The 14874-nt window shown below is 71.3% G+C and carries 17 protein-coding genes; 6 read left to right on the top strand and 11 right to left on the bottom strand.

Annotated features, from left to right (window positions below; genetic code table 11):
* The first annotated feature begins 30 nt into the window (after positions 1–30).
* On the top strand, positions 31–405 hold the full coding sequence (locus ACQPXD_RS33920; protein WP_432825401.1) for an Hsp20 family protein: 375 nt from the start codon (positions 31–33) through the stop codon (positions 403–405).
* A gap of 238 nt (positions 406–643) precedes the next feature.
* Here the strand turns inward: ACQPXD_RS33920 and ACQPXD_RS33925 are convergent, their stop codons facing one another.
* From ACQPXD_RS33925 to ACQPXD_RS33950, 6 genes are all read right to left on the bottom strand, one after another.
* The gene (locus ACQPXD_RS33925) at positions 644–1552 is read right to left on the bottom strand and encodes a diacylglycerol kinase (protein WP_432825402.1); all 909 of its coding nucleotides are present in this window, start codon (positions 1550–1552) and stop codon (positions 644–646) included.
* 600 nt (positions 1553–2152) lie between these two features.
* Entirely contained in the window at positions 2153–3088 is a 936-nt protein-coding gene (gene tatC, locus ACQPXD_RS33930; RefSeq protein WP_432844066.1) for a twin-arginine translocase subunit TatC, read from the bottom strand.
* An 80-nt stretch (positions 3089–3168) separates the two neighbouring features.
* Positions 3169–3435, bottom strand: a complete 267-nt coding sequence (gene tatA / locus ACQPXD_RS33935; protein WP_432825403.1) for a Sec-independent protein translocase subunit TatA — start codon at positions 3433–3435, stop codon at positions 3169–3171.
* Positions 3436–3624: 189 nt separating this feature from the next.
* Positions 3625–3891 (bottom strand): hypothetical protein, encoded by a 267-nt coding sequence (locus ACQPXD_RS33940; RefSeq protein ID WP_432825404.1) that lies wholly within the window; start codon positions 3889–3891, stop codon positions 3625–3627.
* A gap of 80 nt (positions 3892–3971) precedes the next feature.
* Positions 3972–4919, bottom strand: coding sequence for a helix-turn-helix transcriptional regulator (locus ACQPXD_RS33945; RefSeq protein WP_432825405.1), 948 nt, complete (start codon positions 4917–4919; stop codon positions 3972–3974).
* Positions 4916–5914: a helix-turn-helix transcriptional regulator gene (locus ACQPXD_RS33950; protein ID WP_432825406.1), complete on the bottom strand. Its 999-nt coding sequence runs from the start codon at positions 5912–5914 to the stop codon at positions 4916–4918. Before ACQPXD_RS33950 ends, ACQPXD_RS33945 begins: the two co-directional genes overlap by 4 nt.
* Positions 5915–6019: 105 nt before the next feature.
* Here ACQPXD_RS33950 and ACQPXD_RS33955 point away from each other — a divergent pair, with 105 nt between their 5' ends.
* Positions 6020–7111, top strand: coding sequence for a DUF3866 family protein (locus tag ACQPXD_RS33955; protein WP_432825407.1), 1092 nt, complete (start codon positions 6020–6022; stop codon positions 7109–7111).
* 476 nt (positions 7112–7587) lie between these two features.
* Here the strand turns inward: ACQPXD_RS33955 and ACQPXD_RS33960 are convergent, their stop codons facing one another.
* Genes ACQPXD_RS33960 through rfbA form a run of 5 tightly spaced genes read right to left on the bottom strand, consistent with a single transcriptional unit; the run spans position 7588 to position 11336 of the window.
* Positions 7588–8169: a hypothetical protein gene (locus tag ACQPXD_RS33960; RefSeq protein ID WP_432825408.1), complete on the bottom strand. Its 582-nt coding sequence runs from the start codon at positions 8167–8169 to the stop codon at positions 7588–7590.
* Entirely contained in the window at positions 8166–8381 is a 216-nt protein-coding gene (locus ACQPXD_RS33965) for a hypothetical protein (protein ID WP_432825409.1), read from the bottom strand. Before ACQPXD_RS33965 ends, ACQPXD_RS33960 begins: the two co-directional genes overlap by 4 nt.
* A 36-nt stretch (positions 8382–8417) precedes the next feature.
* Entirely contained in the window at positions 8418–9776 is a 1359-nt protein-coding gene (gene pafA / locus ACQPXD_RS33970; protein WP_432825410.1) for a Pup--protein ligase, read from the bottom strand.
* Positions 9777–9805: 29 nt separating this feature from the next.
* Complete coding sequence (gene rfbC, locus ACQPXD_RS33975) at positions 9806–10411, bottom strand: dTDP-4-dehydrorhamnose 3,5-epimerase (protein WP_432825411.1); 606 nt, start codon at positions 10409–10411, stop codon at positions 9806–9808.
* 55 nt (positions 10412–10466) lie between these two features.
* The gene (rfbA, locus tag ACQPXD_RS33980) at positions 10467–11336 is read right to left on the bottom strand and encodes a glucose-1-phosphate thymidylyltransferase RfbA (protein WP_432825412.1); all 870 of its coding nucleotides are present in this window, start codon (positions 11334–11336) and stop codon (positions 10467–10469) included.
* A 73-nt stretch (positions 11337–11409) separates the two neighbouring features.
* Between rfbA and rfbB the strand changes: the two genes are divergently transcribed.
* From rfbB to ACQPXD_RS34000, 4 genes are read left to right on the top strand one after another with little or no spacing between them, the layout of a single operon-like run.
* Positions 11410–12402, top strand: coding sequence for a dTDP-glucose 4,6-dehydratase (rfbB, locus tag ACQPXD_RS33985; RefSeq protein ID WP_432825413.1), 993 nt, complete (start codon positions 11410–11412; stop codon positions 12400–12402).
* Positions 12399–13256 (top strand): dTDP-4-dehydrorhamnose reductase, encoded by an 858-nt coding sequence (rfbD, locus tag ACQPXD_RS33990; RefSeq protein WP_432825414.1) that lies wholly within the window; start codon positions 12399–12401, stop codon positions 13254–13256. Before rfbB ends, rfbD begins: the two co-directional genes overlap by 4 nt.
* Positions 13253–13651, top strand: a complete 399-nt coding sequence (locus ACQPXD_RS33995) for a DUF2304 domain-containing protein (protein ID WP_432825415.1) — start codon at positions 13253–13255, stop codon at positions 13649–13651. Before rfbD ends, ACQPXD_RS33995 begins: the two co-directional genes overlap by 4 nt.
* Positions 13638–14339, top strand: coding sequence for a glycosyltransferase family 2 protein (locus tag ACQPXD_RS34000; RefSeq protein ID WP_432825416.1), 702 nt, complete (start codon positions 13638–13640; stop codon positions 14337–14339). Before ACQPXD_RS33995 ends, ACQPXD_RS34000 begins: the two co-directional genes overlap by 14 nt.
* Positions 14340–14874: the final 535 nt, after the last annotated feature.

Below are 14874 nucleotides of genomic sequence, written 5' to 3' on the forward strand. Positions count from 1 at the left end.
GCAACGACACGAATCTTCCGGAGGTACACCATGCCGCTCAACCGCTGGGACCCGACCAACGCCCTGGCCCGCCTCCAGGACGACCTGGGCAGCGCCGCGCACCACGCCCACTCCGCGTCGGTCCACACCGCCACCGAAGGCGACGACCTGGTCATCACGGTCGAGGGCATCGACCCGTCGGACGTGCACGTCCAGGTCTCCGGCGGCCGCCTGACGATCTCGGGCAAGGGCGGCAGCAGCTCCTCGTCGAGCAGCGACTCCGGCGGCGCGCACTTCTCCTCGACGTCGTCGAGCTCGAGCTCGTTCACCCGCAGCTTCTCGGTCCCGGCCGAGGTGGACCAGTCCGACGTCTCCACCGAGTCCACCGCCAGCGGCGTCAAGATCCGCATCCACAACGCCGCCTGACCCGCACCGGTGCGCGGCCTGATTCGTGCGCGGCTTGATTCGTGCGCGGTGTGCGGGCCTGCGGGAGCCGGGCCTGCGGGAGCCGGGCCTGCGGGAGCCGGGCCTGCGGGAGCCGGGCCTGCGGGAGCCGGATAAGTCATGACACCTCCGGCGTCACGACTTATCCGATTTATCGGTTATTTCCGGGCAGCGGGACATATCGGGCTCGCTGGGGACAAAACGGTGCGTTCCCAGCGACTCAGCCCAGGAGGGTCAGCGCGCCCGGGACGCAGGTGATGGCGACCGGCAGCGGCGAGATCCGCTCCCCGTCTGCGTACGCGGTCACGCCGGCGCTGTCCAGCTCGACCGTCCGCGCCCGGTGCACGGTCACCCGGCGGTCGTGCACGTGGGTACCCTTGAGCACCCTCGGCCGCAGCCGCATGAGCGTGAGCCGCCCGAGCGGCTCGGCCACCACGACGTCGAGCAGGCCGTCGGTCGGGTCGGCGCCCGGCGCGATCCGGAACCCGCCGCCGTAGCTCTCCGTGTTGCCGACCGCCACGAGCACGGAGTCGAACTCGCTTTTGACGCCGTCGAGGCACATGGTGTACCGCCGGGGCCGCAGCGTCAGCAGCTCCTCCACGATGGCCCGGTTGTACCGCTGCGCCCCGCGCGGCCACCGCATCCGGTTCGCCCGCTCGTTGACGAACGCGTCGAACCCGGCGGCGAGCACCGCCCCGAACCACACGGCGGTGCCATCGGCCCCGACCGCCCGCGCCAGGTCGATCGCCCGGCGGCCACCGTCGCGCAGCGCGTCGGCGGCGACCCCGGCCGCGGCCACCGGCGAGGCGGGCAGCCCGAGCCGCACGGCGAAGTCGTTGCCGGTGCCGGCCGGCACGATCCCGAACGGCACACCCGTCCCGGCCACGGCCTGCAGCCCGAGGTGGACCGTCCCGTCGCCGCCCATGGCCACGAGCGCGTCGCACCCCTCGTCGACGGCCCGGCGCGCCGCGTCACGGGCCTCGTCGACGGCCCGGCGCGCCCCGTCGAGCGTCCCGGGCAGCACCGTCACGGCCGCGCCACCTTCCCGGAGCCGCTCCACGACGGCCGGCAGCAGCCCGGCCCGGCGCCCTTTGCCGGCGGTCGGATTGGCGAGCAACGCGATGTTCACGGCGGAGACTGTAAACGTTCAGCCCCGCCAACGCGATCACCGGAGCCTGCGGCCGGTTTATCCCCGATCGGGCGACATATCCGAAATGTCGCCCGGGACTTCGCCCCGACGCGTGCCCGGCCGGTGGGTTCACGGGCTCGCGGCCCGGCGGACGAACGTTGCGGATGTGGCACCCGGCCAGCGCGATCTCCGATTTGCGCGGCCGGAGCGGATGTATGTCTCCGTGATCATGATGCCCGCGCTGGCCGTTCTGCGGGTTTGCCATGATCCCGGAGACTTTCGGTACACGGGGGTACATCAGCGCTCCGTGATCATGAAAAACCGTTGGTGTCGGTGCTCGATGCGCATGATCACGGAGACTTCCGGTCGCTGCGCCGGGCTTCGCGGTGTGCAGCGTCCGGCGTGTGGGTCCAGTCGCCGACCGCGCCCGGACCAGGCGGGAGCGTGGTCGGCCGCGCGAGCCGGGGCAGACGGCCGCGCGAGTCGGGGGCAGGCGGACAGGCGAGCCGGGGCAGGCGGGCGGACAGGCGAGTCGGGGCGGGCGGACAGGCGAGTGCCCTGGGAGAGGACTCCCGGGGCACTGGATGCCGGAGGTGGGCGCTACGTGATGTCGTCGTAGCCGCGGTCCAGCGGCTGGGGGCGCTCGATCGCCGTTGGCGCGGCGACCGGGGTCGGGGCGGCGATCGGGTCGTAGCCGTCGATCGGGGTGGCCGCCTCCACCGGCTCGACGTCGTAGTCGAGGGAGGAGATCTCGTCGTCATCGATGTTGGCATACGACGGGCGGTTGCGGCCGCGGCGCTTGTCGTTGAGGAGCGCGAAGATCACGGCGCCGAAGTACAGCAGCGACATGCACGCCGCCAGGAACGACATGCCGAACGGGTCGGCGGTCGGGGTGGCGATGGCGGCGAAGACGAAGAAGATGAAGACCGCGATCCGCCACCAGCCCAGCAGGCGCTTGCCGGTCGCGATGCCGGCGATGTTGGCCAGCATGATGCCGAGCGGGAACTCGAAGGCCACACCGAAGACGAGCATCATGCCGGTGACGAAGTCGATGTACGCCATCGCCTCGAGCATGATCGACGTGTTCGGGTTGATGAAGCTGATCAGGAACTCGAGGCCCTTGGAGACCACGATGAACGCGAGCACCGCGCCGCCGGCGAACAGTGGGGCGGCGAGGCCGGCGAACACGTAGGCCCACCGGCGCTCGTTGCGGTGCAGGCCGGGGGCGACGAAGGCCCACAGCTGGTACATCCAGAAGGGCGAGGCCACGATGAGCCCGGTCCACAGCGAGATCTTCAGTGTGAGCAGCAGCGGGTCGGTGACCTTGAGGGCCACGAACTCACACCGGTAGCCGGGGGGCAGCACGCCGTTGTTGGCGTTCATCGCGTTCTTGGCCGCGATCTGACAATACGGATCCTGCAGGATCTCCAGGATCTTCGTGTGCAGCAGATACCCGATGACGATGCCGATGACGATCGCCACGGAGGCGCGGAAAAGCCGGGTGCGCAGCTCGCGCAGATGCTCCAGGAGCGTCATGGAGCCATCTGCGGCGCGCTGGAAGTTCGACGGCTGCTTGTTACGCCGCCGTGCGATGATGCTCACGACGGGAGCGCGCCTCAGCGCTCACGTGCGTGGTCTACGGGGTCCACCTGCGGCTTCGGCGACGGCTGGTTGTCGGCGATCTGGCCGCTGAGCGGCTGACGGCCCGACTGCGCCTCGGCCTTGGCGTCGACGTCGTCATCGGCGAGGCCCTTGGTCTCCGCCTTGATGATGCGCATCGAGCGACCCAGCGCGCGCGCCGCGTCAGGGAGTCGCTTGGCGCCGAACAGCAGGATCAGCACCACCACCAGAACGATGATGTGCCACGGCCTAACTGCACCCATGTGAAGCCACCTCACTGTATTTGAGCTGCCGGACCCATCCTACTGACCACCGACGGGTGAAGGCAGTGGCCGGGTCAGCGGGAATGGTCCGGCCGCTGAAGTCCTGACGAGTGTTGACGCTGTTCGGCCTGATCGTCAACTGTCCGACCGGACAAAGGTGCGCTTTGCCCGGTTCATCCGCCAGGATTGTTAACTGTTCTCCGGGTCGACGCCGCGCCGGGCCTGCAATGCGAGGGACTGCTCCTGCATGGCCTCCAGCTGGGGCAGCATCGTCTCGACGGTCTGCTGGAGCGCGGCGAGCCGGGGCTCCACCCGCTGCTGGCCGTCGACCAGGCGGGCCTGCATCGCGCGGGCGGCGTTGTCGAACGCGCGCAGCCGCGCCAGGACGCTCATGGCCACCGCGATCAGGACGATGAGCGCGACGACGACGATTCCGCCCGAGATCCACCACAGCACGTGATCGACCTTAATGCACGTGGCCGCTCACCGCAGGTAGGGCCGCCAGCGCGCCACCGGCCGCTATGCCCGTGGGCGCCTCACTGCAGGTAAGCCGCGAGCGCCGTGTTGGCCTCGGCGGCGACGGACTCGGCCAGGGCGGGCGGGGCGAGCACGGTCACCTCGGCGCCGAGACCGAGCACGAACCGGCGGGCCCAGGCCAGGTCGGAGGCGCGCAGCGAGACGGTCCAATGCTCGCCCGGGCCGCGCACGACCTCTTCGCACGGGTACTGCTCGGTGATCCACCGCGCGCCCCGCCCGACCCGCAACGTGACCAGGGGCAGGTCCGGGGTCGGCGTGAACAGGCTGCCGGTGCGGGTGTCGGTCGGGCGGGCCTGGCGCGGCACCTGGGCGGGCTCGTCGAGCTCGGTGGAGGCGTCGATGCGGTCGACCCGGAACAGCCGGACCGCCTCGGCGCGCCGGCACCACGCCTCCAGATACGCCCACCGGCCGACGACCAGCACCCGCATCGGGTCGACGATCCGCTCGGTGGTCTCGTCACGGGTGGCGGTGTAGTACGTGATACGCAGCGCGTGCCGGCGGTCGACCGCGCCGCGCAGCTCCTCCAGCCGGTCGGTGTTACCCGGCAGCCGCACCTCGACCGGCGCGTCGGCGAGGTCGCCGGCCGCGCGCTCGATCTTGGCCAGCGCGCGGTGCACGCCGTCGCCCGCGGTCACGCCCGGCGTCTCGGCGAGCATCCGCAGCGCCACGATGAGGGCCAGCGCCTCGTCGGGCGTCAGCCGCAGCGGGCGGTCGATGCCGGCGTCGTAGGTGAGGGTCACGCTGTCGCCGACGAGTGCCATGTCGATGAGGTCGCCCGGACCGTACCCCGGAAGACCACACATCCACAGCAGTTCGAGATCTTCGCGCAGCTGACGGTCGGTGATGCCCTGGTCCGCGGCCGCCTCGGCGATCGTGATACCGGGCCGGGCCTGCAGATACGGCACCAGGTTGAGCAACCGGCCGAGCCGGTCGGCGGAGTTGGTCAAGCGGGCACCCCGATCCCGGCGGCGGCCGAGTCGTAGGCGGCCGCGACCGCGCGGAGCCGGCGAACCACCTCGTCGCGCACCTCGGGCGGGTCGAGCACGACCACGTCGGCGCCGTAGCCGACCAGCCAGGCCGCGAACTGGTCGACGTCGGCGTAGCTCAGCGTGAGCCGGTCGCCGTCGGGGCCGCCGACGCTGCGCTCCGCCCAGCGCCGCACCCCCGCCGCCTTGCCCGGCCGCACCAGCACGGTCGCCCGGCCGGTGCGCTCGACCGGGCCGCTGGAGCTGGCCACATAGCCGATCAGGTCGGCCTTGGGCGGCTCGTAGGCCCCGCGGCGGCCGATCCGGCGCACCCCGCTGACGATCCGCGAGAGGCGGAAGCAGCGCTCGGCGCCCCGGTCGAGGTCGTGGCCGACGACATACCACCGCCCGCGCCAGCAGACCACACCCCACGGCTGCAGCCGCCGCACACCGGCGCCGTCGCGCTCGGGGACCCGGTAGGAGAACGTGACCGCCTGCCGGTCGCGCACCGCCGCCGTCAGCGGCTCGAACGCCGGGTCGACCGTCACCACGGCCTCGACGCCGAGGGTGGCGTGCGGGTCGACGTCGATGCCGCCGGCGCGCAGCTTCGCCAGCCCCGACGACGCCGCCGCGGCCAGCCCGGTCTGCTGCCACAGCCGCGCGGCGATGCCGACCGCGGCCGCCTCGTCGGGCGCGAGCGGGATGTCGGGCAGCGCATACTCCCGGCGCGCGATGCGATAACCCTGCTCGTTGTCGAAGATGCTCGCCGTGCCCATTTCGAGCGGTACGCCGAGTTCGCGCAGCTCCGACTTGTCCCGCTCGAACTTGCGCTGGAACGCCTCGTGGTCACGCTCGTCGTTGGGGTCGTGCTCATAGCCGGGCACGATCGCGGCGATCTGCTCGGCGGTCAGGAAGCGGCGCGTAGCGAGCAGGCAGATGACCAGATTCACCAGGCGCTCGGTTCGGGTCCGCGACACGGAGCGAACCTACCAGCCCGAACGCCTGTTCTGCGCCACCCACGCGGTGAGCGTTCACACGGTCACGGGGGATGCGCGCTGCGTCGCTGCGTTACGGTATGCGCCGTGATCCGCTGGCGCTGGGGTACCGTCGTCGCCGCCCGCCGCGAGTGGCGCGGCAGCCTGGAGCTCGACGTCACCGTCGAAACCCGAAGAGCAGAAGATCCCGATTCGGTACGCGCACTGGCGTACCCCGCGCTCGTCGGCACCCCGCGCCCCGGCGACCGGGTGCTGCTCAACCTCAACGCGCTCGCGCTGGGCCTGGGCACCGGCGGGTACGCGCTGGTCGTGGCCCTCCCCGACCGCCTGCCCGAGGACGTCGACGCCCCCGGCCACGTGGTCAAGGCCCGCTACACGCCGCTGCAGGCGATCGTCCTGGCCGCCGACGAGGAGGCCTCGCCGCTGCGCGCCGCCCTGGCCGGCGCCAGCGACCTGGCCGCCATGCCGGTCGTCGTGGCCGACCTGCACTCGGCCCTCCCGGCCGTCGTGGCCGGCGCGCTGGCCACCCGCCCGGACGCGCGCATCGCCTACGTCATGACCGACGGCGGCGCCCTGCCCGCCTGGTTCTCCCGGACCTTGGACGCCCTGCGCCCGCTGCTCGCCGGCACGGTCACCGCGGGCCAGGCCTTCGGCGGCGACCTCGAGTCGACGAACGTCCACAGCGCCCTGCTCGCCGCCCGGCACGGCCTGGGCGCCGACCTGGCCGTCGTCACGCAGGGCCCGGGAAACCTCGGCACCGGTACGAGCTGGGGCTTCTCCGGCGTCGCCGCCGGCGAGGCGGTGAACGCGGTGGCAGCCCTGGGCGGCCACCCGGTCGCCGCACCCCGCATCTCCGACGCCGACCCGCGCCCCCGCCACCGGGGCGTGTCGCACCACAGCCTGACCGCGTTCGGCCGGGTCGCCCTGGCCCCGGCGGACCTGGTGATGCCTGCGGACCTCTCCCCCGCCCTGGCCGCCGTGGTCCGCCCGGCCCTGTCCGCCCTGTGCCCGCCCCATACCCTGGTCGAGGTGCCCTCGACGGACCTCGCCGAGGCCCTGGCCGCGCTGCCGGTGAAGCTCTCGACGATGGGCCGCGACTTCACCCAGGACACGGCCTACTTCCTCTCCGCCGCCGCCGCCGGCCGCCACGCCGCCACATCGACCACCCCCCACCCCTGACCCACCCAACCCACCGCCACCCCACGTCCCCGCACCGCAGCGCCCCACACCGCCCGGCCGCGGGTTAACTTGACAGCCCCCAGCCCCCAGCCGCAGCACGCTGCGGACGGGGCACGCTACGGACGGGGCACGCTACGGACGGGATATGTCGCCACTTCGTGGCGGACATATCCGATATTTCGGTTACGCACCGGAACACTCAGCGGCGAAAAGACTCCGCGATCATGACGAACACGGTCGGCGCACCGCGGTTTTTCATGATCGTGGAGCCAAAATGTACCTATGAGTACCATATGTCTCCGCGATCATCGAAAACTGGCGTGACGAGCCGATCGCATGCAGGATCACGGAGACTTATGGTCGCCGCATCGGCCAATCCCGGGGCAATCAGCGCATAACCGAAATGTCGGAAATGTCCGTCACGGAGTGGCGAACATTTCCGGAAAGTCGGGCATCGACGCCGGCGGCGGAGCGGGTCAGGCCTTGGAGAGGGCCGTGTTCGCGACCGAGCGGAGTTGAGCCAGATGGTCGGCGTCCGGGGCGGCGGCCGCGACCAGGTAGACGGCGACGATGGCCTTGCCGCGGCGGGCCAGCAGCGTCTTCGACCTGTCGCTCAAGGCCGCCTCCCCCACCCCGCCGACCGCCTCGAGCGAGGCGATCGTCGTCCACAGCTTCTGGGCCTGGCCCGCGTCGGGGAAGGTCAGGGCGACCACCGTCACCTGGTCGCCGGCCGGGCTGCCGAACGGGCACATCCGGGCCCGCGCGGACAGGCCCAGGCTCTGCACCGCCTGGCCGTACTGCGCCACCGCCGCCGCCCCGTCCCCCTGGCTGGGCTGGACGGGCAGCCCGGTGGCCTGCTGGACCTGCGCGGCGGCGATGAGGCCCTGGCAGCCGTCGGAGTTCACCGCGGGCGGCAGGCTCGGCGACGGTATCGCCGGATGGGACGCCTCGGCCGCGGGCGGCGATGCCGCCGGCAAGGGTGAGCGGCGGGGGCCGTCGTCGGTGCAGCCGGCGAGCAGGGTCGAGACGGCGAAGGCGACGAGGGCGGCGCGCCTCACGCGTAGATCACGATGAGGGTGAAGCCGGCGATGATGACGACGAGGATCAGGGCGAGCAGCCAGGTCGGATACTTCGGGCCCTCGGTCCGGTTGCGCTCGATCTCCTCGCGGATGCGCTGCAGCCGCCGGCCCTGCCGGCTCCGGGCAGGGCGGTCCGGGTTGAAGTCGGCGGTGAGCTTGGGCGGGGGCGGCTGGTCCGGCGCGTCGTACATAGCGCGGGCCAGCCTAACCCCCGGATGCCCGGTTCGTCACATGCTCGCGATGAGCCGGTCGACCCGCTCGTCGTAGGCGCGGAACGGGTCCTTGCACAGCACGGTGCGCTGGGCCTGGTCGTTGAGCTTCAGGTGCACCCAGTCCACGGTGAAGTCGCGGCGGCGCTCCTGGGCGTGGCGGATGAACTCGCCGCGCAGCCGGGCCCGGGTGGTCTGCGGCGGGGTCTCCTTCGCCTCGAAGATCTCCAGGTCGGTGGCCACGCGGTCGACCTGCCCGCGCTTCTCCAGCAGACCGTAGAGGCCCCGGCCCCGGCGCAGGTCGTGGTAGGCGAGGTCCATCTGCGCCACCCGGGGGTGAGACAGCGGCAGGTCATGTTTGGCCTGGTACCGCTCGATCAGGCCGAGCTTGGTCACCCAGTCGACCTCGCGCTCGACCTCCTTGTGGTTGCCCGTCTCGACCGCGTTGAGCACCCGGCCCCACAGGTCCATGACCCGCTTGGTGGCCGCGTCGGCGCCGCGGCGGTCCAGGAACTCGCTGGCCTTGTCGAAGTACTCCTGCTGGATCTCCAGCGCCGAGATCTCCTTGCCGCTGGCCAGGCGCACCCGGCGGCGGCCGGTGATGTCGTGCGAGACCTCCCGGATGGCCCGGATCGGGTTCTCCAGCGACAGGTCGCGCATGGCGACGCCGGCCTCGATCATCCGCAGCACGATGTCGGCGGTGCCGACCTTGAGCAGCGTGGTGACCTCGTTCATGTTGGAGTCGCCGACGATCACGTGCAGGCGGCGGTACCGCTCGGCGTCGGCGTGCGGCTCGTCGCGGGTGTTGATGATCGGGCGGGACCGGGTGGTCGCCGACGACACGCCCTCCCAGATGTGCTCGGCGCGCTGGGACAGGCAGTAGACGGCGCCGCGCGGGGTCTGCAGCACCTTGCCGGCGCCGCAGATGAGCTGGCGGGTGACCAGGAACGGGATCAGGATGTCGGCCAGGCGGCCGAACTCGCCGTGCCGGCTGACCAGGTAGTTCTCGTGGCAGCCGTAGGAGTTGCCGGCGGAGTCGGTGTTGTTCTTGAACAGGTAGATCTCGCCCGCGATCCCCTCGTCGTGCAGCCGGCGCTCGGCGTCGACCAGCAGTCCCTCGAGGATGCGCTCGCCGGCCCGGTCGTGGACGACCAGATCGGGCACCGAGTCGCATTCGGGCGTGGCGTATTCCGGGTGTGAGCCCACATCCAGGTAGAGGCGCGCGCCGTTGCGCAGGAACACGTTGCTGGAACGGCCCCACGAAACGACACGCCGGAACAGGTAGCGGGCGACCTCGTCCGGCGACAGGCGGCGCTGCCCCCGGTAGGTGCACGTGACACCGTATTCGGTCTCAAGGCCGAAAATTCGCCGGTCCATGTAAAGACATTAGCCGCCGCGGGGCGGATCTAGCCCTTTTGGGAGCGCAGAGTTTCGGTATACCTCTGGCAGGTGGCGTAGTCGGGTAGCCCGCCCGAGGCGAGCACCTCCGCCAGCGTCGGGGCGGCCGCGTCGCGGGCCGACAGGATCGGCTCCGCGGCAGGCCAGGCGATGTCCAGCTCGGGGTCGAGCGGGTGGATGCCGTGCTCACCCAGCGGGTTGTAACTCTCCGAGCAGAGGTACGTCAGGGTCGCGTCGTCGCTGAGCGCGCAGAAGCCGTGGCCGAGCCCCTCGGAGAGGTAGACCGCGCGCCGGTCGACGTCGTCGAGCTGGACGCCCTCCCAGCGGCCGAATGTCGGGGATCCGACCCTGAGGTCGACGACCACGTCGAGCACAGCACCGCGGGTACACGTCACATATTTGGCCTGGCCCGGCGGCACGTCGGCGAAGTGGATGCCGCGCACCACCCCGCGCGCGGAGACCGACAGGTTGCCCTGTGCCAGCCGCAGGGGGTGGCCGACCTCGGCGGCCAGGTGGTCGAAGCGGTAGAACTCCGAGAACAGGCCCCGGGGGTCCCCATGCAGCACCGGGGTGATCTCCCAGGCGTCGCCGATCGAGAGCTGTCGGATCTTCACGTGCCGCTCCGTAGCGTGTCGGTCTTGGTGGCGGGTGCGATTCTGCCCCGCTCCCCTAGTTCTCCCAATCCAGCAGGTGGAGGAGGTATTCGCCGTATCCGCTCTTGCGCAGCGGCTCGGCGAGGTCCCGTAGCTGGTCGTCGGTGATCAGGCCGGCCCGCCAGCAGACCTCCTCGACGCAGCCGATCTTGAAGCCCTGCCGCTCCTCGATCACCCGGACGAACTCGGCGGCCTGCACCATCGTGTGGAAGGTACCCGTGTCGAGCCAGGCAGTGCCACGGTCGAGCACGACCACGTGCAGCTCGTCACGCTCCAGGTAGGCGGCGTTGACGGCGGTGATCTCCAGCTCGCCGCGGTCGCTGGGCTTGAGCTCGCGGGCGATCTGCACGACGCGGTTGTCGTAGAAGTACAACCCCGGCACCGCGTAGCGGGACTTGGGGCGGACGGGCTTCTCCTCGATCGAGAGCACGCGCCCGTCCGCGGCGAACTCGACGACACCGTAGTCCTGGGGGTTGGCGACCGGGTAGGCGAAGACCCGGCCGCCCGCGACCCCGGCGTTGTCGGCGAGGCGCTGGCCGAGGGCCGCGCCGTGGAAGATGTTGTCGCCGAGGACCAGCGCCACGCTCTGGTCGCCGATGAAGTCCGCGCCGATGATGAACGCCTGGGCCAGGCCCTCGGGGCGGGGCTGCTCCGCGTAGCTGATCCGCAGGCCCCACTGGCCGCCGTCGCCGAGCAGCCGGTGGAACTGGTCGGCGTCCTCGGGAGTGGTGATCACGAGGATCTCGTGAATGCCCGCCATCACCAGCGTGGTGAGCGGGTAGTAGATCATCGGCTTGTCGAAGACGGGCATCAGCTGCTTCGACACGGCCTTGGTCAGGGGCCACAGACGCGAGCCGGTCCCGCCGGCAAGGATGATGCCACGCACGCGGCCACCTTACGGGCTGTGCGCGGGCGGGGTCGACCCGGACACGAGGGGGTTCGACTAGACTCCCGATCCCGTGAGAATCCTCGTCACCGGCGGCGCCGGTTTCATCGGCTCGCACTATGTGCGAACCATGCTGAGCGGCGGTTATCCCGCGTATGCCGGTGCGGCCGTGACCGTCCTGGACAAGCTCACCTACTCCGGCAACCGGGAGAATCTCACCCCGGTCGCCACCGACCCGGCCCTCACGTTCGTGCAGGGCGACATCTGCGACGCCGGCCTCGTCGGCGAGCTGATGCCGGGCCACGACGCGGTCGTGCACTTCGCCGCCGAGTCGCACGTGGACCGCTCGATCCTGGGCGCCGGGCCGTTCGTGACGACCAACATCCTGGGCACGCAGGTGCTGCTCGACGCGGCCCGGGCGGCCGGGGTCGGGCGTTTCCTGCACGTGTCGACCGATGAGGTGTACGGCTCGATCCAGGAAGGGTCCTGGACCGAGGACTGGCCGCTGTCGCCCAACTCGCCCTACTCGGCGTCGAAGGCCGGCTCCGACCTGCTGGCCCTGGCGTACCACCGCACCCACGGCATGGAGGTGGTGGTGACCCGTTGCTCGAACAACTACGGCCACTACCAGTTCCCCGAAAAGGTGATTCCGCTGTTCGTCACCAATCTGATCGACGGCGGGACGGTCCCGCTCTACGGCGACGGGGGCAACATCCGCGACTGGCTGCACGTGTCGGACCACTGCGCCGGCATCCAGCTCGCCCTGGAGAAGGGCCGGCCCGGCGAGGTCTACAACATCGGCGGCGGCCGGGAGCTGACCAACCGGGAGCTCACCGAGACCCTGCTCGCCGCCACCGGCCGTGACTGGGAGAGCTCGGTGCGCTACGTCGAGGACCGCAAGGGCCATGACCGGCGGTACTCGCTGAACATCGACAAGATCAGCAACGAGCTCGGCTACACCCCCCAGGTGACGTTCGAGCAGGGCATCGCCGAGACGGTGGCCTGGTACCAGGCCAACCGGTCCTGGTGGGAGCCGCTCAAGGCCCGGGCGGCGCTGGGCTCATGACCCGATACCTGGTCACCGGGGCTGGCGGCATGCTCGGGCACGACCTGCTGGCGGTGCTCGACGGGCGCGACGTCACCGCCGCCACCCGCGCCGAGCTGGACATCACCGACGCGGCCAAGGTCCGCGACGTCGTCGAGGGCCACGACGTGGTCCTCAACGCCGCCGCCTGGACCGACGTCGACGGCGCCGAGTCCGACGAGGCGGGCGCGACCGCGGTCAACGGCACGGGCGTGGCCACCCTCGCCACCGCCTGCGCCGCGACCGGCGCCCGGCTGCTGCACGTCTCCACCGACTACGTCTTCGCCGGCGACGCCACCGAGCCCTACGCCGAGGACGCGCCGACCGCGCCGCTGAACGCCTACGGCCGCAGCAAGCTGGCCGGCGAGCGGGCCGTGCTGCGGACGCTGCCCGAGACCGGCTACGTCGTGCGCACGGCGTGGCTGTACGGCACCCACGGCAACAACTTCGTGCGCACCATGCTGCGCCTCGCGCGCGAACGCGACTTCGTCGAGGTCGTCGACGACCAGGTCGGGCAGCCCACCTGGTCGCGCGACCTGGCCGAGCGGCTCGTCGCGCTCGCCGGCGCGGGCGCCCCCGCCGGGGTCTACCACGGCACGGCGTCGGGCCAGACCTCCTGGCACGGGCTGGCCGAGGCGGTCTTCGAGGGCGCCGGCCACGACCCGGCGCGGGTGCACCGCACCACCAGCGCCGCCTTCGTGCGCCCGGCCCCCCGCCCCTCCTACAGCGTGCTGGGCCACGCCCGGTGGGCCGCGGCCGGCCTGGCGCCGCTGCGGCCCTGGCCCGAGATGCTGCGTGACATGCTGGCAGCGACGTCCGAGGGAGGTGCCCGGTGAAGCTGACGATCGTCACCGGCCTGACGGCGCTGGCGGTGCTCGCCTTCATGGTCGAGCTGCTGCGCCGGCGGCAGCTGCAGGAGAAGTACGCCATCCTGTGGCTCCTCGTGAGCATCGTGATCGTGCCGCTGGCGTTCTTCCCGTTCATCACCGACAATCTCGCCAAGCTGCTCGGCATCGTGTCCGGCGTGAGCCTGGTGCTGTTCCTCGGCATCGTCTTCCTGCTGCTGGTGACCGTCCATCTGAGCTGGGAGGTCAGCCGGTTGGAGGAGGAGACGCGCACCCTGGCCGAGGATCTGGCACTGCTGCGCAGCGAGCTGGGCCGGCCCCGACCCGGGCAGCCGGTGCCGCAGGAGCTGCCCGCCCAGGAGGTGGTCCCGGATGATCAACGGTAAGCGCGTCCTCATCATCATCCCGGCCTGGAACGAGGCCGCCTCGATCGCCGACGTCGTGCGCGAGGTCCACGGCGAGCTGCCGACCGTCGACGTCATCGTCGTCGACGACGGCTCCTCCGACGACACCGCGGCCCGGGCCGCCGCGGCCGGCGCGATCGTCGCCAAGCTGCCGTTCAACCTGGGCGTGGGCGGCGCGATGCGCACCGGCTACCGGTATGCCCGCGACCACGGCTACGACGTGGCCATCCAGGTCGACGCGGACGGCCAGCACGACCCGCGGTACATCCCGAAACTCGTCGACGCCCTCGAGGAGCACGACCTGGTCATCGGGGCCCGCTTCGCCGGCGAGGGCGGCTACTCGGTCAAGGGCCCGCGCAAGTGGGCGATGCGGATGCTCTCGGCCGTCATCTCGCGGATCTCGCACACCCGCCTCACGGACACGACGTCGGGCCACCGGGCATGCAACCGGCGCGTGATCGAGTTCTTTGCGCACTGGTACCCGGCCGAGTACCTCGGCGACACGATCGAGGTCCTGGTCCGGCTCGCGCGCAACAACTACAAGATCACGCAGATCCCGGTCGCGATGCGCCCCCGGATGGCGGGCACGCCGAGCAACTCGCCGGTGAAGGCCACCATCTACCTGGGCCGCGCCTTCGTGATCCTGCTACTGGCGCTCATCCGCGCCTGACCGTCACCCCGCCCCGCCGCGGCCCCACCGCGGCGGGCGGCGTCAACCAGGTCCCGGCCGGATATTTCGGACATGCCGGATATGTGTCGCGAGGGTTTCACCAACGGGCGCGCAGCGGGGCCTGCGCCACGGCGCAGCGACCGGAACTCTCCGCGATCATGCACAACCCGGCACCGACACCAACGGTTTTTCATGATCACGGAGTGCTGATGTACCCCCGTGTACCACAAGTCTCCGGGATCATGGCAAACCCGTGGTGCGCCACTGCGGACAGCATGATCACGGAGACATACGTCCGGCTCGGCCGCGCAGGTCGGCGGTTGCGCCCGACGGGTGCGACATCCGCACCGGTCCGCCCTGCCGCGCCGCCCAGGGGTCGACGCCGCTGACCGCTCACGCCCCACCGGCGGCCACCGGCTCCCGGCCTGCGACGGCGCTGGACGTCAACCAGCGCAATCAAGGGCACTGGCCTCACACACCACGCCAGCGGACGTGACCCCTGAGGGCCATTGGGCGGCACGCTGGAGTTCCTGGA

The organism is Dactylosporangium sp. CA-092794, assembly GCF_050948465.1.
GTDB lineage: Bacteria > Actinomycetota > Actinomycetes > Mycobacteriales > Micromonosporaceae > Dactylosporangium.